This is a genomic window from Mucilaginibacter puniceus, from assembly GCF_054783175.1.
Window position 1 is genome coordinate 1,427,123 of sequence record NZ_BAAGRB010000002.1, and the last position, 20,559, is coordinate 1,447,681.

The window sequence follows — 20,559 nt, forward strand, 5'->3', positions numbered from 1 at the left end:
CAGTTTTATAATCATAATATCACATAAAACGGGCTTTTACCGTTATTGATTAATTACCATTAGATTTGCCTTTTTAAAATTCTTTAATGAAGACATATTTCCGGCTATTATCTTTTGCCAAGCCAATTGAAAAATTTGCTATACCTTATATCCTTTTCACCTTGCTTTATGTGTTTTTTAGCACTATGGTGTTGGTGCTATTGGGCCCGTTACTAAATACATTATTTGCAAGCGAAGGCGGCGCTGCAGCTGTTACCGCTGCCCCTACCGGCCCTGCACCGTCTATCTTTCACTTGAGCGATCTGTTTCAGTATTATATACAATACTACATGGCTAATTATGGCGGACCCTGGGGAGCTTTAAAATTCATATGCGGGGTGGTTATAATAGCCGTAGTTATGGGCAACCTGTTCAGGTACCTATCGCAACGAACTATGGAAAATTTACGGGTGCATACTTTGTTTAATTTGAGAAACACCGTATTTAACAACGTAATGGACTTGCATTTGGGCTATTTTAATAATGAGCGCAAAGGAGACATATTATCAAAAGTGGCTTCTGATGTGCAGGTGGTGCAATACTCAGTTACCGGTACTTTGCAGGTTATATTTAAAGAGCCACTTACCATGATAGCTTATATGATTGCGCTATTTTCTATCTCGGCAAAGCTTACTTTTTTCTCCTTATTAATTATCCCGGTTTCGGCATTCATTATATCGCGCATAGTTAAGCGATTAAAAGCACAGGCTACTGCCGGCCAGCAATCATATGGTAATATGATCACCTATTTGGATGAAGCACTATCAGGCATTAAAATAATTAAAGCTTTTAACGCGGTTGATTTTATTAAAAATAAATTTAGTAACGAAAATAAAAGATATTCGGCAATTAGCCGTTCAATGGCACGCAGGCAGCAATTAGCTTCGCCGGTTTCTGAAGCGTTGTCTGTAACTATGATATCATTCATTGTACTTTACGGTGGCGACCAGATATTAAACGGAAAATCAGAATTTACGGCCGGTGAGTTCATCGCTTATATCGGTATATTCTCGCAACTGATGCGCCCGGCAAAAGCTATATCCGATTCATTTAGTGCAATACATTCCGGTATTGCCGCCGGCGAACGTGTTTTGGCCTTAATAGATGAAAAACCGGCCATTAAAGATGCCCCTGATGCGGTTGCTATCTCCGGCTTTGAAGAAGGCATCCATTTTAAAAATGTATCATTTGCCTATGATGAGAAGCCTATTTTATCTAACATAAATTTCACTGTACAAAAAGGTAAAACTGTTGCGCTGGTAGGGCCATCAGGTGGTGGTAAATCAACCTTAATGGATATGATACCAAGGTTTATTGTACCCAAATCGGGCCATATTTTTATTGACGATAAAGACATTAACCATATTACCACACATTCATTAAGGGCGTTGATGGGGGTGGTAAACCAGGAATCTATTCTGTTTAATGATACTATTTACAACAACATCGCCTTTGGTAAAACAGATGCTACGCCTGAGCAGGTAGAAGCTGCCGCACGCATTGCCAACGCGCATAAATTTATCCTCGAAACCGAGCAAGGTTACCAAACCAATATTGGCGACAGGGGCACTAAACTTTCAGGCGGGCAGCGTCAGCGTATTTGTATAGCCCGGGCCGTGTTGAGCAATCCGCCTATTATGCTGCTGGATGAAGCTACATCCGCTTTGGATACCGAATCGGAAAAATTAGTGCAGGATGCCTTAAATAACCTGATGAAAGACCGTACCTCGTTAATTATAGCCCACCGCTTAAGTACCATACAAAGCGCGGATATGATTGTAGTGTTAGAAACCGGAAAAATAGTTGAGCAGGGCACACATAGCGAGTTACTGCAAAAAAACGGTTTATATAAGAGGCTGATTGATATGCAAACCTTTGCCGATTAACCGTTCAGCTTATCTTTAATATACTGCCAATCAGTCATTAGCAAACTTTCCAGTTTACCATTTAGTTTTCTGTCCTGGTTTTTTACCAGCCTCCGGGCCTTGCGTAACCAAAAACTTTCTTTGGGTGCCGCCAGCGGGTTTTCATTAAATACCTTTTTGGTGAATAGGTGGATAAATGAGCCGTCGGTATAAAAATTATACCCCAGTTTTTCGGCTATGTATTTTAATGATGCGGTGTTATAAAAAGAAACATGCTGCCCAATTTCAGGCGAAAAATAATGCCAGTCGGTTACATTCTTTAAATTATCATCGGGCTGTAACTCGGTGGTGAAGATCAGACTGTCAGAAAATTGAAGTATCTCCTCAATTTCGGGTAATGGATTTGCAAAATGCTCAAACACTTCAAAAGCGGTTGCTGCTTCAAATTGGGTACCGGGTGGCAGGTCAGTCAAGTCAAAATACTGGGCAAACATATTTTGGCAATACTTATCGGTATTGTAAAAGTTAAAGCCCCTGTCGCGCATTAAACGGGTAAACAGCCCATACCCCCCTGCGTAATCTAAAAAAGTGCCTTTATAATTAAAATGCTTTACCAATACCTTGCTCAGCGTATCGGCCAAATTTATATTTCGATAGGGCAAACCAATATCCAGCTTGGTTATGGTTGATGAGTAAGCTTCATCCAGCCAATAGGGTTCTTCTGTTTGTATAAAACCGGTTTCATTACAGCGGTAATATTTTACATCATACTTGTTAAGCAGCCTGGCTGTAAATATTAAAGTAGTATCGCCCCCGGTTATTTTACTTTGCATTTTTAAAGATGCATTTTTTTTTGAATTTTATTCATTAGGCATCCGAACACAAAAATAAAAAAGCCCCCATAAATCGGGGGCCTTCGTAGCTTAAATTATCAGGATCTTATTGAAATTTTATGCCTAAACCAAATTGCCAAACCTGGTTACGGTAATCGGGGGTGTAAGCATCGCCATAGGTACGGCCCATATCAATAGCATAACGTCCGCGTAGTTCTACATACTTATTTACTTCAAAACCTACACCCAGTACGCCGTTAACAATAGCCTTTTTATCATTAGTGTTTTCATAATACTGCTGGCTGGTAATGGTAAACCTATTATCATAAGTGTTTTTGGTTGATAGCAAAAACGCCAGTTGCGGACCAACATAAAAATTAACTACAGGGCCCAGCTTAAATTTAGCCAGTAAGGGTATATCAATGTAATTGGTGCGCTGCGTAAAATTACCACTGGTAGTTGCAGCGGTATACCCTTTTTGCGAAAACAAAACTTCGGGGTTAAATGATAGCGGGTAAATAATGGGTATATCAAAAGTTAAACCGCCATTAAAACCCAAAAGCGGATCTGTACTATAGTTAGAATTGTAGGCGCTTACGGTATTTGCAATATTGCCACCTACTACTATACCTACTCTTGGCTGGTAAAAATCATACCGGGTTGAAGATGATTGCACCCTACGTTGGTTATTTCTTTGCGGGCCATACCGCCTTTGCGCTTGTACTGAACCTATCGCCAGCAATGCTATAGCCATTATAAAAAAAGTAGTCTTTTTCATAGTCGTTATTTTTAGTGTTTGATAAGTTTTAGAACATATTTCCATTTAAAGGTTTATTTACTTTGTCATTTATTTATTACGCGCTAATAAAATGCACACACTAATTCATTTTAACCTACTTTTGATTCATGTTACCCGTTAAAAAACGCTTAAAAATTACTGCTCTACTATTGCTGAATATAATTGCTGTACCCGCCCTGGCGCAACAAGAAAGCTACATTCAATTACTATCCCGGCAAAACCAATGGGTCGATTCTGTTTTTAAACATTTAAACCGTAAAGAAAAAATAGCCCAGTTATTTTTTGTTCGAGCACATACCAACAGAGGCAAACGATATGAAGATTCGGTGGCGAATGTTATCAAAAAACTGCATGTCGGTGGTTTAGTTTTTTTCCAGGGAGGGCCGGGTCGCCAGGTAAGTTTGACCAATCAATATCAAAAAGAATCAAAAGTACCTTTACTGATAGCCATGGATGGCGAGTGGGGCTTAGGTATGCGGCTGGATTCGACCATATCCTACCCCTATCAAATGACATTAGGTGCCATACAAGATAATAACCTGATATACAAAATGGGGCAACAGGTAGCTTATGATTTTAAGCGGCTGGGTGTGCACATGAATTTCGGGCCGGATATGGATGTAAATAACAACCCAAATAACCCGGTTATTAATTACCGCTCATTTGGCGACAATAAGTATAACGTAGCACAAAAGGGAATAGCTTATATGAAAGGTATGCAGGATGCAGGCCTTTTAACCACAGCCAAACACTTCCCAGGCCATGGTGACACCAATGTTGATTCGCACTTTGACCTGCCTGTTTTGCCATTTACCCGTAATCGCTTAGACTCGTTAGAGATATATCCTTTTAAAGAAGCTATAAATGCAGGCATAAGCGGCGTTATGATAGCCCACATGAATATACCTGCATTAGATAGTAGTAACCTGCCATCTACGCTGTCCCGCAAAATAATAACCGGTATTTTAAAAGACTCTTTAGGTTTTAAAGGCCTGGTGGTATCTGATGCGATGGAAATGAAAGCGGTTACCAAATACTACCCTGCAGGAGAAGCTGAAGTAAAAGCATTTTTAGCTGGTAATGATATTATTGAATTATCAGAAAATACAGATAAAGCCATTTTAAAGATCAAAAAGGCTATACATAAGGGGCAGATAAGCATGGGCGAGTTTAATGCACGCGTTAAAAAAGTGCTTGCAGCTAAATATTGGGCAGGGTTAAATAACTATAAAGATGCGCAAACCCAGGATATAGTTGCTGATTTGAACCGGGATACTGCGAATGAGTTAGTTCAGCAATTAAGCGATGCCGCGGTAACTGTATTAAAAGGCAGCGAATCGTCCTTTAGGCTTAATCCGCTGCAAAAAACAGCTATTATAAGTATCGGTGTAAATACATTTACTGTTTTTGAACGTGAGTTAAATAAATGGTATGCCAATAGTAAAATGTTTACGGTAGACAAAAATTCTTCCATCACCTATTTAAACCAGGTATTAGCAATGTTAAAGGAATATGACCAGGTATTTGTGAGCATTAATGATACCCGCCCGCGCCCGCAAAGTACGTTGGATTATAGTAATGCCATAAAAAGTTTTATTTCAATTGTTGCCTCGCGCAAAAATACGGTAATTAGTGTTTTTGCTAACCCATATACACTTGCAGGTTTGCCCGGCATTGAAAATTGCAATGCGTTAATGGTGTGTTACCAAATGAGCGATGAGATGCAACGTTCGGCCGTGAAAGTTATAACCGGAATATTAAAACCAACAGGAAAATTACCCGTAAGCATAAATACATTTTTCACAACCGGGGCCGGACTGGCTTTATAGTGTGAAACAAACATTCTTTATTATTGTATTGTACTTGTCGTTATTAAAAAGCGCTATAATTAGTTCAAGTTAAGGTTTACCGGCTTGCCCGTCTTTTTCGTAACATTGCGCAAAAATATTTACCGTTTGACAAACTCTGCAAAAAAAATACTATCTATTTTATTTAAAGCCATCCTACTGGTTTTAGCTTTTACATTTATATATCACCAATATTTAAAAAAAGGCAGTAATCTTAAAGAGTTAAAAGACCTTATTATTCAACTCGACCATATATACGTAGGTATAATAATGGGAGTTGTTGTGCTGTTAATGTTTGTTAATTGGATATTGGAAGCATTAAAATGGCAATATTTAACCCGGAAGTTGCTACCTATATCATTATGGATAGCAATTGAAGGGGTATTTAGCGGCCTTACCTGGGCTATATTTACCCCAAACCGCATAGGCGAATATGGAGGCCGGGTAATGTTTTTACCACCCAGCAAGCGCATACATGGTGTTTTTGCTATGGCGGTTGGTACCATTGGCCAGCTTGTAATTACCAATGTGTTTGGAGCCGTATCATTAATGTTGTTTGTTTTCACTTTTAAACAACTGGATACCTGGCTGCTATTTGTATTATCAATTTTTGCTGTAGTATTTATTTCCTTTTTTTTAATACTCTATTTTAATATTCAATGGCTGGTATGGTTGTTAAACCGTATCTCATTCCTAAAAAAATATCACCGCTTTTTTGACGTAATGGGCCAATATAAGCTTACCGAACTATTGAGTGTTATAGGTTTTTGCCTGGCGCGTTTTTGTACATTCTCGTTTCAATACTACCTGGTTATCCATTTACTTATTCCTGACCTGCCTTTTTTTACCATTATGATGTTAGTGTTCATCGTATTCTTTATCCAATCGGCCCTGCCATCGCTTGACTTGGTAGATATAGCTATACGCAGCACAGCCGCCGTTACTTTATTTGCCTATGTAACCGATCAGCTTGCTGCGGTAATTGCAGCATACACATCCATTTGGCTCATAAATTTAATTATTCCCGCTATTTTAGGGTCGGTATCCATTTTTAAACTTAGCTTCTTTGATCGAAATTTATAATATAATATGCTTATTGCTCACAGGGTTATACCTGTTATTAATGGTTTATCTTATAAAAGGATGGACCAACTTAAGGCGGCCTTTAATTAGTGCTACCAACTTTACTACTAAAGTAACGGTATTAATTGCAGCCCGCAATGAGGCTGAACGTATACACTATACCATTGAGGATATTTTGGCGCAGGATTATCCTAAGCATTTAACAGAGATCATTATTGTTGATGATCACTCATCCGACGCCACATCCGCTATCATTAGCAGATATGCTGCCCAGGGCGTTATATTATTGACATTAAATGAGGCAAAACCTTTAAACTCATACAAGAAAAAAGCTATTGCCAAAGCCATTGGCATTTCTACAGGCGACCTAATGGTTACCACCGATGCCGATTGCCGCATGGGTAGCAAATGGCTATCATCTATAGTAGGATTTTACGAAATAGAACAACTTGTAATGATATCGTCGCCGGTAACTTATTTTGAGGAGGCCTCCCTATTTGAACGGCTGCAAACGCTTGAGTTTTTATACCTAATTGGAATGGGTGCTGCTTTTATCGGTCATAGCAGGGCTTCAACATGCAATGGAGCTAATTTCGCTTATCGTAAAGATGTATTTTATGAAGTAGGCGGCTTTACCGGTATTGATGAACTGGCATCGGGCGATGATGAATTATTATTGCAAAAAGTGGCCGTTCGCTACCCCGGACGTATTGGCTTTTTAAAATTACGTGAAGCTATAGTTTATACACATGCCAAACATAATTTAAAAGAGTTTTTACAGCAACGGAGGCGCTGGGCATCCAAATCAACCAAATATAAAGACAAAAAAATAGTTGCCCTTGCAGTAAGCATATGGCTGTTTAATTTGTCAATAATTGTAAATATACTTTTGGGTTTTTACAATATAAAATTCCTTCAACTGTTCTTGATCCAATTTTTATTAAAAATCATATTTGAAACTGTTTTTCTTTTGCAGATAACCTCGTTTTTTAAGCGGATGGGTTTAATATTTTTGCTACCGATACTATCACCAATACACAGTATATATGTAGTATATATTGGGTTATTAGGTAATACCAAAAAATACATGTGGAAAGGCCGGCTAGTTAAATAATTGCCCATTTAATTTATTAGCACCATTACTACACACAACTTGCTATTACTATACAAAACAACGATATTTAGCCAAAGCAAACGCGCTATCACTTGGCTGATCTGACTACTACGCAACGTACCTGGAGCATATTTAAACGCAATAAATTGGCTGTTGCCGGACTTATATTTATTGCATTTACCCTAATATTGGCGCTATTAGGGTATTTAATAATGCCCGACTCTACTCCGCATGCCAATAATATGGCCATACAGCTTAGTATAAAAAAACCGGGCACTAAGTATACCATGCTTAGCATACGTAAAGCAGAACATGTTGATACAGTTAATATCATTCAAAAAATGCTTTTCGGTCAACCGTCCTTTTACCGGGATGTACCAATTACCGGGTATTTTTTTATCAAAGATTCTGTTTATGTAGATGAATACATCGGCGATGAAGATAAACCCGAGCGTAAAGCCTATAATATTTTTGAGGTGGTTACAGGTATAAAACCGGTTTACCGGGGAAATAAAGTTTATTTAAAAAACACCACGTTAAATAATTCCACAACAGCATACATCCGTTTACAAAACCATATTACTACCCATCAAATTAAGCATAAAGTTTTTTTGCTGGGGTCTGATATTTACGGACGCGATATGCTGAGCCGGTTAATATTGGGGGCGCGTATATCATTAGCGGTGGGTTTAATGGCCGTTATAATAAGTATGCTGTTAGGTGTAACTATAGGCGCCATAGCCGGGTATTTTGGCGGATGGGTAGATGCAGGCCTAAGTTGGGTGATGAATATATTATGGGCATTGCCTGCATTGCTGTTAGTTATAGCTCTATCCTTTGCTTTAGGGAAGGGTTTATGGCAAATATTTATAGCGGTTGGCCTATCCATGTGGGTAGAGGTTGGCCGCCTGGTGCGCGGCCAGGTACTAAGCCTAAAACAGGTAGAGTATATTGAAGCCGCCCGTTCATTAGGTTTTAACAATACCCGTATTATAACGCGCCACATACTGCCCAATATTATAGGCCCAATATTAGTATTGGCCTCTTCAAATTTTGCATCGGCTATATTATTGGAGGCAGGGCTTAGCTTTTTAGGATTTGGGGCACAACCACCCATGCCCACCTGGGGCAGCATGATCAAGGAACACTATGGTTATATCATTATGAACTCGGCTTACCTGGCTATTATGCCCGGTTTAGCCATCATGTTAATGGTATACGCTTTTAACCTGGTAACTATGGGTTTAAGAGATGCCTTTGATATAAAATCGCAAAGCACTCGGTTTTAACCATTAATTTTTCTAATTTAGTCACTACCTATTTTCCAGATGCAAAATATAGATCCGAATTCTGAAGAAGATGAATTGATCAGGCTACTGCTTAAAAGGCAGTCGGAATTAAACTCCTTACTTGAAGTAACGCGGGCTATTAACAAGAATATCTCCACACCAGTACTGGTTCAAATGCTGGAGGTTATACTTCAAAATTATTTACAGGTAGGTAAGTTTCGCTTTTTGATTGAAAAGGGCAAAAGTTATAACTGTATATCAAAATATGGCGGCGAATTTGAAACAATTGAGGTTTTAAACGACGCTTGCAACAAATTAAACAAGATCAGAGTGCCAACATCGTTAAAAGGACACAGCGATGATATTTTGAAAGAATACGATTATTTTATACCTATTTACCATAAAAACAAACCGCTTGCTTTTGCCCTGATAGGTGATTTTAATACCTCGGCCGAGATGGTTAACAATGACCTTAACTTTATTCAAACTGTAATAAATATTATTGTTGTTGCGCTTGAAAATAAAAAGCTATTTCGTGAGCGGTTAGATACAGAGCGTTTTAAACGCGAAATGGAACTGGCCGTTGAGGTTCAAAATATGCTTATCCCTTTAGGGTTAAATAATAAAGAAACCCATGTTGAAATTGGTGCCAAATACCTTCCGCACCAAAACGTTGGCGGCGATTATTACGATTTTATACGCCTTAACGATGATGAATTTTTATGGTGCATTGCTGATGTATCGGGTAAGGGCATGTCGGCAGCATTGTTAATGGCTAATTTTCAAGCCAGCCTGCACGCATGGGCCACGGTAGAAGATAATTTGACCAACATACTTAACCGGCTTAATCAAAAGGTTTTAGATAACACTAAAGGCGAAAGATTTATAACACTTTTTTTAGCTAAGTATAATCAAAAAACACGTAAGCTTAATTATATTAATGCCGGCCATAACCCCACCATACTATATAGCAATGGCGAGGCTACACAGTTGAAACTGGGTACAACCATGATTGGTGTATTTGAACAGTTACCCTTTTTAAAAGAGGGGGAAATTGAAGTGGGGCCTGATAGTTTATTATTCAACTATACTGACGGCCTGCTTGATTTTGAACCTTTTGGCACAAAGGTTTGGACAGAAAGCATGCTGCTTGATTTTGTACATGAGCATAACAATTTAACACCAGACAGGTTTAATCAAACTTTAATGGACTATTTAAACCTGATCATAAAGGGTAAACCTATTGATGATATTACACTGCTTACTTTGAGAATTTTTTAGAACGATCCCGATAGATTATTCAAAAAAATCGGATATTTGAATATCATTTAAAACATGCTATTAGCCAGGTACCAACACGAATTTATTGAAGCCGGATGTGACGAAGCCGGACGGGGGTGTTTGGCAGGCCCTGTGTTTGCCGCAGCCGTAATACTACCGCATGATTTTAACCATCATCTGCTAAACGACTCGAAACAAATACCTGAAGATGTACGCTATGAGTTGCGTACAGAAATTGAACAAAAAGCTATTGCTTATGCCGTAGCCTCAGTTAATAATATAGAGATTGATGAGATCAACATTTTGAATGCCTCTTTCCTGGCTATGCACCGGGCCATTGACCAATTACATTTAACTCCGGGGTTTTTAATTATTGATGGCAACCGTTTTAATAAATACAAAACCACACCACACCAATGCATAGTAAAAGGCGATGGTAAATATTTCAGCATCGCGGCAGCATCTATATTGGCCAAAACCTACCGCGACGATTACATGAAACAAATTGCTGATGAACATCCCGAATATAATTGGCACAGCAACAAAGGCTACCCTACCATTACCCACCGTAAAACAGTTTTACGCCTGGGGCATACGCCCTACCATCGCCGTACTTTTAAAGTAACTATTGGGACGGAAGAGATGGCCGAAGAATTGTAGCCATCGCTCAGATTTTTGTCATTTTTACAATTGCCGGTGTCAAAAATGCCGTTGTAAGCTTTGCTGTATGGCGTATTTTTTTATTTTTGTTAAAAAGCCATCTGTCCGTTGAAAGTTTTGCTAATAACACACCGTGTCCCATTTCCTCAAAATGGCGGCTACCAAATAGTGGTAGGTAATACCGCTAAGGGGTTGGTGCGTTTGGGGCATGAGGTTACTTTAATGAGCCTTAATGCTAAAAGAAGCTTCGGTAAAACCTACGTTGATAAAGAACTGCACGACAAAATAAACTACAAAGTACATGATATTGATATCAGCATATCAATATGGGATATGCTGGTTAATTTATTTAGTAAAACATCTTTTAATATTGACCGCTATTACGACCCTACTTTTGAAGCCCTGTTGCTTAAGGAAATTAAAAGCAATGAATACGACATTATTCAATTTGAGGGGTTGCTGGTATCATTATACCTGCCGGTTATACAAAAGGCTACTAATACCAAGTTAATTTATCGGGCACATAATATTGAAAACCTGGTATGGGCAAGGTTAGCGCAACAAAAAACAGATCCGTTTAAAAAAACTTACCTGCAAATGCATGCCCGACGTATAAAGAATTACGAGCTGCAACAATTAAATAAATTTGATGCCATTACCGTATTTACCCAACAGGATAAAGCTGTAATGGAAAGCTATAGTGTAAATATACCCGTTGAAGTTTTACCTGTGGGGATTGACCTGGAAAACTACCAACCTGATGTTACCAAAATAGAGTTCCCCAGCTTGTTTTTCTTAGGATCATTAGAGTGGTTGCCTAACCGCGAGGGAATGGAATGGTTTTTAGATAATTTTTTAACTGAATTGACAGAAGGCGACCTCAACGTAAAACTATACGTAGCCGGAAGCGATATCCCCGAAAGTTTTGACGATTATGAAGTAATGGGTAAAATATTTATACAGGGCGAGGTAGATGACGCGCTGGAATTTGTAAACAGCAAATCCATTATGATAGTGCCTTTGCTTTCGGGCGGTGGTATGCGGGTTAAAATTGTGGAGGGCATGGCTATGGAAAAATGTATCATATCCACCTCGTTAGGTGTTGAAGGTATAAACTTTACCAACGGCGAAAATGTATTAATAGCCAATACCCGCGATGAATTTTACAGAGCCATTAAACGCTGTATTAAAGATGAAGCCTTTTGCCGTACTATTGGTAAAAATGCCCGTAGCCTGGTGGAGCAACAACATAATAATAATAAAGTGGTAAGTAGTTTGGTAAGCTTTTACCAGTCATTACTGTAGGCAAGTATTAATATAATACTAACTTTGCCAACACTATTATGAATAAAAAATTACAGGTTTGCCTTACCCCCGCTTTAATACCACTTTATAAAATTGAAGATTATATTGTTGTAGTGATAGATATTTTCAGGGCCACTACATCTATTTGTTATGGTATTGAAAACGGTGCCAAAGCCATTATACCTGTATCGCAGGTTGAAGAATGCGCGGCCTATCTGGATAAAGAGCCGACCTACCTGTTGGCCGCCGAACGTGATGGCGAAATAGTTGCCGGATTTGATTTTGGCAATTCGCCATTCTCATACACTACCGACAAAGTAGCAGGCAAAACTATTGTTTTAACTACTACCAATGGCACGCACGCTTTGCACCTATCGCGTAAAGCAAAAAAAATAGTTATTGGTTCGTTTTTAAATCTTACCTCGATTTGCAATTGGCTAAATGAGCAGGGCGAAAATATTTTGCTGGTATGCTCTGGCTGGAAAAACAACTTTAACCTGGAAGATACCCTATTTGCGGGTGCGGTGGTTGAGCAATTAAAAACCGGCAGCTTCTCGCCCGATGATCCTGCCATTGCGGCTAATGACCTGTATAACTTAGCCAAAAACGACCTTGACGGCTATCTTAAAAAAACATCGCACAGCGAACGTTTAAAACAACTGGGCATTGAGCGTGATATTGCCTTTTGCCTGAATGTGGATACCACTACCGCTATACCTGTTTTGGATGGGGATATGCTGATAAAACTATAAGGATATATTAAAAAACAAATTGCTCATCAACCGCTGCTACCAGTTCATCAATATCAAAAGGTTTACTTAAAACCTCATCTGCACATACCCCTTTTACAGCTACGGCTTTTGGATGTGTAGATAGAGCAATAACGGGTATGTTTTTTGTTTTTTCGGCTTCTTTGATAGCCAGGCATAATTTTATTCCTGCATCGCTTGGCTTTACAATATCTAATAATATGCCGTCCGGTAAAATTTCTACTATTTTTTCAAATGCATTATTTTCGTCCTGAAAGGATATTACGTTGTATCCTCTTTCTTTCAGGAGGTATTCTACCACATTAAGGATGTCGCCGTCCCTCTCTATCACCACCACTGTTTTCTTCATATTTTGTTATAAGCAGATTTAAATATACCCTTTTTTATATATAATGCCTTAACGACGTATTATATCAGCTTCGCATTTGTTTAATGCATACGTATACTTTGGGTCAAATTTTAGCTTTCCGGCTTTTTCTCCATTTTCTAATGGCATAGATCAGCATAAATAAAATCAGCCATATTGGCCATAACCCAATTATGCCAAAAAATATACTCTCCAAAGTATTCCATCCATTGCCAAACGCCGATTTAATTTTATAGCCAAAACTTACCCCGGTATCATTTACAGTTTGCTTGCTGTAAAAAGTAATATCAAGTGTGCTGTAATCAATATCCTTAACTAAATAATTTAACTGGTTTTGGGTCGATTCAATATCTTCACGTATCTGGTTAAGGTTCTCCTCTACCTCTAATAAATCGGATACTTTGTTGCTCTTCTTTAATATCTCTAAATACCGTTGTTCCAATTTCTTTTTATTGGCCAACCTGGTAGTCATGTCAATAAAATTAGCTGTTACATCCCTTACATTGATGTTTTTAGAGTCTATCTTATCTGCACCCGTAGAAACTCCATTTAAAAAGACTTCAAAGTTTTTAGCCGGTACACGGGCAAACACCTTGTATTCCTTTCTTTCACTATCACTACCATTCGATTCACTTTCGGTCTCAACATAACCACCAAGTTTAGCTAACGAAGCATTAATGGCTTTCTTAGTTTCCAGAATATTGCTTGTTTCAAAACTAATGCTCCCTTCGCGTATTAGTTTTTTTTCTACAGGCTTAATTGGATTTACCGACTCTTCCGCTGCCATTTCGGCATCAGTCTTTACAACCGGCGGAGGAAATCTAACAGCAGCGACCTTACTTTCTGATTTATCGTATTCAGTAGGAGGTGCCTCCAAAAGAGCATTCATAACTTGTGGCGTTTCCTCTGCTTTATTACTACAGGCAGCAAAAACACATACTAATAAAATGGCGGTGATGAATTGTTTCATAATGGCTTAGGTTTATAGGTTGTTATAAATATAGCTATTTTATCATTTCAACTTCTCATTATTTTTATGTCGGTCGGCATCGCGGATATTTTTTTTATCCATGTTTTTTTGTAGAGCATCAGTCAGGTCAATACCGGTTTGGTTGGCCAGGCATATCAGCACAAATAAAACATCGGCCATTTCATCAGCCAGGTTTACTTCGATGTCTGATTTTTTGAAGGATTGCTCGCCATACTGCCTTGCCATAATTCGCGCCACCTCACCTACCTCTTCCATTAACATGGCAGTATTGGTCAATTCATTAAAATAACGTACGCCTGTGGTTTTTATCCAGTCGTCTACCAGTTTTTGTGCTTCGGCTATGGTCATGGGTTTAGTGATTATCTCGGTCCTTAGTATCTAATATAATAGTAACCGGACCATCATTTACCAGGCTTATTTTCATATCGGCACCAAATATGCCGGTTTCTATTTTGGTTGAGGTAAGCTCACCCAAAGTTTTGATCATCTGCTCGTACATAGGTATGGCCATATCAGGTTTGGCTGCGCGGATAAACGATGGACGGTTACCTTTTTTAGTTTGTGCAAATAGGGTAAATTGAGATATCAACAGAATACGTCCGTTTATATCAGTAACGCCTTTGTTCATTAGCCCGGCATCATCACTAAAAATACGCATAGCTGCAATTTTTTGCGCCAGCCATTGCAGGTCCTCGCTCGTATCGCCAGCAGCTATGCCCAGTAGTATCAGCAGGCCGTTACCAATACTCCCGGTAATATTTCCATCAACCTTGCAATTAGCTTCGGTTACACGCTGTATTACTGCTCTCATAATTAAGGCAAGATAATAAAATCAGCTCATTATGGCCCGGTCACCGCAATAGCCGGCGTTCGTCTACTTTCGTTTTTAAGCCTATCAAGCGCAGTTACCAGGTACGAGTAGGTTTTTCCTTTTATAGTGGTAGTATCAATATAGTTGGTAATGGTATCATATTGTATGTGCAATATGTTTTTAGCGTCTTCCGTATCTATGTTTTCTGTACCTTCATAACGATATATCACATAACCATATACCGGTTCTTTATCTGCAGCAATAAGGGGTGTTTCCCAGTTTAAATGCACCTCGCCATTAATTGTCTTTGCAGTAAAATTACGGGGCACATTTGGCGCAACCGAATCCAGCCACAGCATAACAGGTGGCAATGAAGGGTATTTATAATAGTTGTTTTTCAATGAATCCGTAAATCCACCTAAATTATTCAATAATGATGTTGACTTAAAATACACACTACCCTGCACACGCGGGTTACTGCGCAAAAGCTTGATCTGCTCAGGCAACTCCTCAGGATTTTTAAAGTTGCTTACCTTTTTCTCTTCTATACGATAAGGAGCTTGTCCTACGTATAAATGGTGATTATAAGTATTATTGCTCCACCAGTCCAGCAGTTTCTCAAAGGCCGCTAAATTATAGCCCCGTGGCCAGTATAGTTGCGGGTTGATATAGTCTATCCAACCTTCCTTAATCCACTTACGCGAATCAGCAAATTGGCCATAATAAGAATCGCCTCCTTTGGTATCTGAACCCTCGGCATTCTGCGATTTATTGGCCCATATACCAAACGGGCTTATACCAAATTTCATACGTGGCTTATGCACATGTATACTATCACTTAGCTGCTTTATCAGTAAATCAACATTGTTACGGCGCCAGTCATTAATATTGTCAAAATCTCCCCCGTACTTTTGGTAGGCAGCAGCATCATTAATTTTTTGCCCGGCAATAGCATACGGATAAAAATAATCGTCCATATGTACACCGTCTATATCATAATTATCAACTACATCCAATATCACACTTATAATATACTCGCGTACCTCTGGCAAACCCGGATTAAATAATTTCATTCCTCCATATATAAAAAACCACTCGGGTTTAGTATTAGTAATATGGTTTGGGCTTAATAAACTATACTTATTATCCTTAGTGGCACGGTATGGGTTAAACCAGGCATGCAGTTCCATGCCACGTTTATGCGCCTCGGTCAATGCAAATTCTAACGGATCATATACCGGGTTTGGCGCCTGTCCCTGTTTACCGGTTAACCACTTCGACCAAGGTTCGCGGCTTTTGGCGTAAAACGCGTCTGCAGCGGGCCTAACCTGGAAAATTATGGCGTTTATATTAGTTAGTTGGTGCGCGTCCAACATCCTTACTAATTGTTGTTTTTGCTTTTCGGCCGGCATCGTAGGGTTTGTTGGCCAATCCAGGTTCTCAACTGTGGCCATCCAAACGCCTCTAAATTCGCGTTTAGGGTCAGTTTTATAAGGCGGTATTTGTCCTTCGGGCACTTGCGCTTTTGTTAAAACCGGCAATAAAATGGTAAGTAATAAAAGGTATAATTTATACATTAAGCCTGGTGTATTTTTTCTTTGTAAAGATATAAACTCCATACATTGCTGTTTATTATTGGTGCATAAAAATTGCGTTTTCGGCATAATGTATATACTTTAGCACATAATAAGGGTATAATAAATTTACTTTACGCAAACAATTTATCATAAACTCTATTTATTTACGTTAACAAATAGCAAATTAATGCCGTTACTAAAACATAAGTAGGCTTATTGAAACAGTCCATCAGTTATTATAGATCTAATCTACAAACGGATGTAGTAATTATCTTTAAATTAAAGTGCAAAGTCTATGGAAAATCAAGCAGAACAACCTAAAAAAAACTCAAATGTTATTTACTTCCTTATTGTAGTAATAATAGCGCTATTAGGTACCGATGTATATTTATACATAAAAAAGACTGACTCTGACGTAAAAATTGTTTATCAAAATGATGAAAAAACCCGCCTGCAAACCGAGTTGGATAGCTTAGAGGCACAAATAGAACAGGTAAATGCCGGCAGGGCGAGATTATCTGCCGAGATGCAGGCAAAAAACGATTCGCTTGTAGCTAAAATAAAAGTATTAAGAAGCGAATTGGCAAAAGGTAAACTAACTTATGCCGAGTTGAGCAAAGCGCAAGAGGATATTAAACAGCTAAGGTATTTTGTTACTAAATATACCGCTGATATTGAAGAACTAAAAAAAGAGAATACTACGCTTGCTTCAGAAAGGGATACTTTAAAAACTAACCTATCAGCAGTTAGCGAAAAAGCTAATACTCTTGAACAACAAAACCAGGATTTAAGTAATAAAGTAACCTTAGCATCAGCATTAAAAATAGGTGCGGCAAATGTAGTTGCTTATAGAATTAGAAATAACGGCAAAGAGACGGATGTTAACCGCGCAGGATCGGCAAAAAAACTAAAAATTAACTTTACAATTGCCAGTAACCCTATTGCTGCAAAAAGCAGCCATGATATTTTTATACGTGTTATTGACCCTACCGGTAACCTGATAACCCCCGCAAACGGTACTACTTTTACTGTAGATGGCCAGGAACTTCAATATACTTACAAAACATCAATTGATTATAAAGATGATGGCAGCGGCTATACTATTGATTGGGTAAACCCCAATGAGTTTAAAAAAGGCTCCTATATCATTGTTTTATATGCCGACGGATATACCATGGGCAAAACAGGTATAACTTTAAAATAATAACTTCATAATAATTTAAAATCCCGGCTTAATAAAATAAGTCGGGATTTTTTTGCTATATGCTGATGGATAAATTAGTGGCCAATAAGTCTGCTTTTACACTTTAACAAATATCATTTTTGTAAGTTATATTTGTCATAATCAATCACATAACCTACAACAACATGAAAACCACAAAAACTTTGTACTGGATATTTAATGGTTTATTATCCATTGTAATATTTGGCTCAGCTATTCCTGATCTTTTGTCAATGGAAGATGCTGTTCGCGGAATGCACACCATTATGGGTTATCCTTTGTATTTTATTCCCTTTATTGGGTTTGCAAAAATATTAGGTTCGGTAGCTATTTTAGTCCCCGGCTATCCTCGCTTAAAAGAATGGGCGTATGCAGGTATAACATTTGATTTGATTGGCGCTACTTATTCTTTGTACCATACACCCAATCCTGAAGGGCCGTGGTGGAGTATGCTGATCTTCCTGGCGTTGGATGCTGCAGCGTATGTTTATTACCATAAAATGGTTAAAATAACTACCAGCGAAAAGATTACTTAACTACCTTTTAGTTATAATGAAAGTTGGCTGTTAAAACAGCCAACTTTTTTTGTTTAATAACAATTGTCACATTGTTATTAGGGCAAAAAACAATTTAATTAATTTGTTAGCTTTGATTATAAACCCTAACAATATCTATAATAAACTAACCTCCTGAATATGATAAGCACCAGTAAAATTGTCCTGCTGTTACTATCCACAAAAAACTAAAATGAAAATCACTGCTATCCGTACAAAATTATATCAATGGAACGGCCCGGTAAAAACTACCGATACCGTATTTGCTACACCCGTAAGCCTGCTGCCTTTCCAGGTTGACGCACAAGCTGCCTACCGCTTTTTTAGCTGGTTGGTGGTTGAGGTTGAAACCGATGAGGGCCATATAGGTTATGGCAATGCTGGCTTATGCCCTGATGTTACCAAACTCATTATCGATTCTAAACTTAAATCACTACTTATTGGGGAGAACCCGATGAATACTGAGTATTTGTACGAAAAAATGTACCGGTCATCTGTTGCCTATGGACGTAAAGGGGCGGTAATTGCAGCAATAAGTGCCTTAGATATTGCTTTGTGGGATATTAAGGGACAAGCCACTAACCAGCCGGTTTTTATGTTATTGGGGGGACGAACTAAGGAGTATATCCCTACTTATTACAGCCGTTTATACACGCGCAACCTGGATAGCCTGCAACAGGAAGCCGCACATTATAAAGCCGAAGGTTTTACCGGGATGAAACTGCGTTGCGGTTACCCTCTTACCGAGGGCATTGCCGGAATGCGTAAAAATGTAGAGATGGTAAAAGTAGTGCGCGATACCGTTGGCGATGATGTAGAAATAATGCTGGAAGCCTATATGGGTTTTAATTTTGCTTATGCCAAACAGTTTTTAAAGGAACTGGAACCTTACAACCTGCGCTGGGCCGAAGAACTTTTACTACCTGACGAAATACACAATTTTGCAAAATTGAAACAATATACTGACATCCCATTATCAGGCGGCGAGCATGAATATACCCGCTTTGGTTTTTATGATCTGTTAAAGGCAGATGCGTTGGATATTTTTCAATTTGATACTAACCGCGTAGGCGGTTTTACCGAGGCGCAAAAAATATGTACGCTGGCCTATCAGCATGGGGTTGAAGTTATACCACATGGCGGACAAATGCACAACCTGCACGTGGTAATGAGTTCGTTTGCTTCGCCGATGGCAGAATATTTTCCGCAAACAGAAATTGAGGTTGGGAATGAAATGTTTTGGTATATATTTGATGGCGAGGCTATCGCCGAAAACGGCAAATTACAGCTGGATGATAATAAGCCGGGCATGGGTCTTACCTTAAAAACCGAAGGACTGGAACATTTTAAAATTACAGAATAACCTAAATGGAGAACAGCATTTTAGATCAGTTTAAACTGAATGGCAAAACCGCGTTTATTACCGGGGGTAATCGCGGGCTTGGCTTGGCAATGGCCAAAGCTTTGGCCGAGGCTGGGGCTAACATAGCCATCATTGCGCGAGATGAGAGTGCCAACAAACAAGCAGCACAGTTAATTAACTCAGCCTATGGCGTTGGCTGTATCAGCTATTGCTGTGATATTACATCTGAAGAAAGCGTTAAAAAGGCCGTGGACACCACCGTAGCCGAGTTTGGCAAAATCGATATCCTTATTAATTCGGCAGGTATAAACATCCGCGGTAAAATTGAAGACCTTTCGCCTGAGGATTTTAATAAAGTACAGCAGGTAAATGTAACCGGTTCATGGCTGGTAAGCCGTGCCATTATTCCGGTTATGCGTAAAAATGGTTATGGCCGCATTATTAACCTGGGTTCCATGCTATCAGTAACTGCGATACCCGAGCGTACTGCCTATGCTACCAGCAAAGGTGCTGTTTTGCAGTTAACCCGTGCGCTGGCTATGGAATTAGCAAAGGATGGCATAACCGTTAACTGCTTACTACCAGGTCCATTTGCAACAGAATTGAATTTACCTTTATTAAATGACCCTGAAAAATACCAGGCGTTTATGAATAAGATACCTATGGGGCGCTGGGCCCAACCACATGAAATTGGCGGGTTGGCATTATACCTTGCAAGCCCTGCATCGGCGTTTGTAACCGGCAGTAGTATTTCAATTGATGGAGGATGGATAACTCAATAATATAAAA

Annotated in this window: 20 protein-coding genes; 13 read left to right on the forward strand and 7 right to left on the reverse strand. The window is 38.9% G+C overall.

Translation table 11 applies throughout. The annotated features are described in order from the left end of the window. The first annotated feature begins 86 nt into the window (after nt 1–86). Complete coding sequence (locus ACYVJ6_RS13445) at nt 87–1,925, forward strand: ABC transporter ATP-binding protein (protein WP_460694588.1); 1,839 nt, start codon at nt 87–89, stop codon at nt 1,923–1,925. Here ACYVJ6_RS13445 and ACYVJ6_RS13450 read toward each other — a convergent pair. Together ACYVJ6_RS13450 and ACYVJ6_RS13455 are read right to left on the reverse strand one after the other, a co-directional pair. Further along, nucleotides 1,922–2,737, reverse strand: coding sequence for a class I SAM-dependent methyltransferase (locus tag ACYVJ6_RS13450; protein WP_460694589.1), 816 nt, complete (start codon nt 2,735–2,737; stop codon nt 1,922–1,924). The two genes, ACYVJ6_RS13445 and ACYVJ6_RS13450, sit on opposite strands and share 4 nt — an antisense overlap. 106 nt (nt 2,738–2,843) lie before the next feature. Beyond that, nucleotides 2,844–3,515, reverse strand: coding sequence for a porin family protein (locus ACYVJ6_RS13455; RefSeq protein WP_460694590.1), 672 nt, complete (start codon nt 3,513–3,515; stop codon nt 2,844–2,846). Between the two features lie 128 nt (nt 3,516–3,643). Between ACYVJ6_RS13455 and ACYVJ6_RS13460 the strand changes: the two genes are divergently transcribed. The 8 genes from ACYVJ6_RS13460 (at nt 3,644) to ACYVJ6_RS13495 (ending at nt 12,867) form a co-directional block, all read left to right on the forward strand. Next, complete coding sequence (locus ACYVJ6_RS13460) at nt 3,644–5,365, forward strand: glycoside hydrolase family 3 protein (protein ID WP_460694591.1); 1,722 nt, start codon at nt 3,644–3,646, stop codon at nt 5,363–5,365. A 126-nt stretch (nt 5,366–5,491) separates the two neighbouring features. After that, nucleotides 5,492–6,466 (forward strand): hypothetical protein, encoded by a 975-nt coding sequence (locus tag ACYVJ6_RS13465; RefSeq protein ID WP_460694592.1) that lies wholly within the window; start codon nt 5,492–5,494, stop codon nt 6,464–6,466. Nucleotides 6,467–6,506: 40 nt separating this feature from the next. Next, complete coding sequence (locus ACYVJ6_RS13470) at nt 6,507–7,580, forward strand: glycosyltransferase family 2 protein (protein ID WP_460694593.1); 1,074 nt, start codon at nt 6,507–6,509, stop codon at nt 7,578–7,580. A gap of 92 nt (nt 7,581–7,672) precedes the next feature. Next, entirely contained in the window at nt 7,673–8,869 is a 1,197-nt protein-coding gene (locus ACYVJ6_RS13475; protein ID WP_460694594.1) for an ABC transporter permease, read from the forward strand. Between the two features lie 39 nt (nt 8,870–8,908). Next, on the forward strand, nt 8,909–10,150 hold the full coding sequence (locus ACYVJ6_RS13480) for a PP2C family protein-serine/threonine phosphatase (protein ID WP_460694595.1): 1,242 nt from the start codon (nt 8,909–8,911) through the stop codon (nt 10,148–10,150). Between the two features lie 54 nt (nt 10,151–10,204). Further along, nucleotides 10,205–10,810 (forward strand): ribonuclease HII, encoded by a 606-nt coding sequence (locus ACYVJ6_RS13485; RefSeq protein WP_460694596.1) that lies wholly within the window; start codon nt 10,205–10,207, stop codon nt 10,808–10,810. Nucleotides 10,811–10,918: 108 nt separating this feature from the next. Continuing rightward, nucleotides 10,919–12,115: a glycosyltransferase family 4 protein gene (locus ACYVJ6_RS13490; RefSeq protein ID WP_460694597.1), complete on the forward strand. Its 1,197-nt coding sequence runs from the start codon at nt 10,919–10,921 to the stop codon at nt 12,113–12,115. A 38-nt stretch (nt 12,116–12,153) separates the two neighbouring features. Continuing rightward, nucleotides 12,154–12,867 carry a 2-phosphosulfolactate phosphatase gene (locus tag ACYVJ6_RS13495; protein WP_460694598.1) on the forward strand — a complete coding sequence of 238 codons (714 nt, stop codon included), beginning with the start codon at nt 12,154–12,156 and terminating at the stop codon, nt 12,865–12,867. 7 nt (nt 12,868–12,874) lie between these two features. Here the strand turns inward: ACYVJ6_RS13495 and ACYVJ6_RS13500 are convergent, their stop codons facing one another. The 5 genes from ACYVJ6_RS13500 to ACYVJ6_RS13520 form a co-directional block, all read right to left on the reverse strand. After that, nucleotides 12,875–13,234, reverse strand: coding sequence for a response regulator (locus ACYVJ6_RS13500; protein ID WP_460694599.1), 360 nt, complete (start codon nt 13,232–13,234; stop codon nt 12,875–12,877). 103 nt (nt 13,235–13,337) lie between these two features. Next, complete coding sequence (locus tag ACYVJ6_RS13505) at nt 13,338–14,222, reverse strand: DUF4349 domain-containing protein (protein WP_460694600.1); 885 nt, start codon at nt 14,220–14,222, stop codon at nt 13,338–13,340. A 42-nt stretch (nt 14,223–14,264) separates the two neighbouring features. After that, nucleotides 14,265–14,591 (reverse strand): nucleotide pyrophosphohydrolase, encoded by a 327-nt coding sequence (locus ACYVJ6_RS13510; RefSeq protein ID WP_460694601.1) that lies wholly within the window; start codon nt 14,589–14,591, stop codon nt 14,265–14,267. Nucleotides 14,592–14,595: 4 nt separating this feature from the next. Continuing rightward, on the reverse strand, nt 14,596–15,054 hold the full coding sequence (gene dtd / locus ACYVJ6_RS13515) for a D-aminoacyl-tRNA deacylase (RefSeq protein ID WP_460694602.1): 459 nt from the start codon (nt 15,052–15,054) through the stop codon (nt 14,596–14,598). 29 nt (nt 15,055–15,083) lie between these two features. Further along, a complete protein-coding gene (locus tag ACYVJ6_RS13520; protein ID WP_460694603.1) occupies nt 15,084–16,631 on the reverse strand; it encodes a glycoside hydrolase family 10 protein in 1,548 nt (515 codons plus the stop codon). Between the two features lie 295 nt (nt 16,632–16,926). On the opposite strand from ACYVJ6_RS13520, the gene ACYVJ6_RS13525 reads away from it, so the two are divergent. From ACYVJ6_RS13525 to ACYVJ6_RS13540, 4 genes are all read left to right on the forward strand, one after another. Continuing rightward, nucleotides 16,927–17,835, forward strand: a complete 909-nt coding sequence (locus ACYVJ6_RS13525) for a hypothetical protein (RefSeq protein WP_460694604.1) — start codon at nt 16,927–16,929, stop codon at nt 17,833–17,835. Between the two features lie 164 nt (nt 17,836–17,999). Beyond that, nucleotides 18,000–18,389 (forward strand): DoxX family protein, encoded by a 390-nt coding sequence (locus ACYVJ6_RS13530; protein ID WP_460694605.1) that lies wholly within the window; start codon nt 18,000–18,002, stop codon nt 18,387–18,389. Nucleotides 18,390–18,600: 211 nt separating this feature from the next. After that, nucleotides 18,601–19,770, forward strand: coding sequence for an enolase C-terminal domain-like protein (locus tag ACYVJ6_RS13535; protein WP_460694606.1), 1,170 nt, complete (start codon nt 18,601–18,603; stop codon nt 19,768–19,770). Nucleotides 19,771–19,775: 5 nt separating this feature from the next. Further along, nucleotides 19,776–20,552 (forward strand): SDR family NAD(P)-dependent oxidoreductase, encoded by a 777-nt coding sequence (locus ACYVJ6_RS13540; protein WP_460694607.1) that lies wholly within the window; start codon nt 19,776–19,778, stop codon nt 20,550–20,552. The last annotated feature ends 7 nt before the right edge of the window (nt 20,553–20,559 follow it).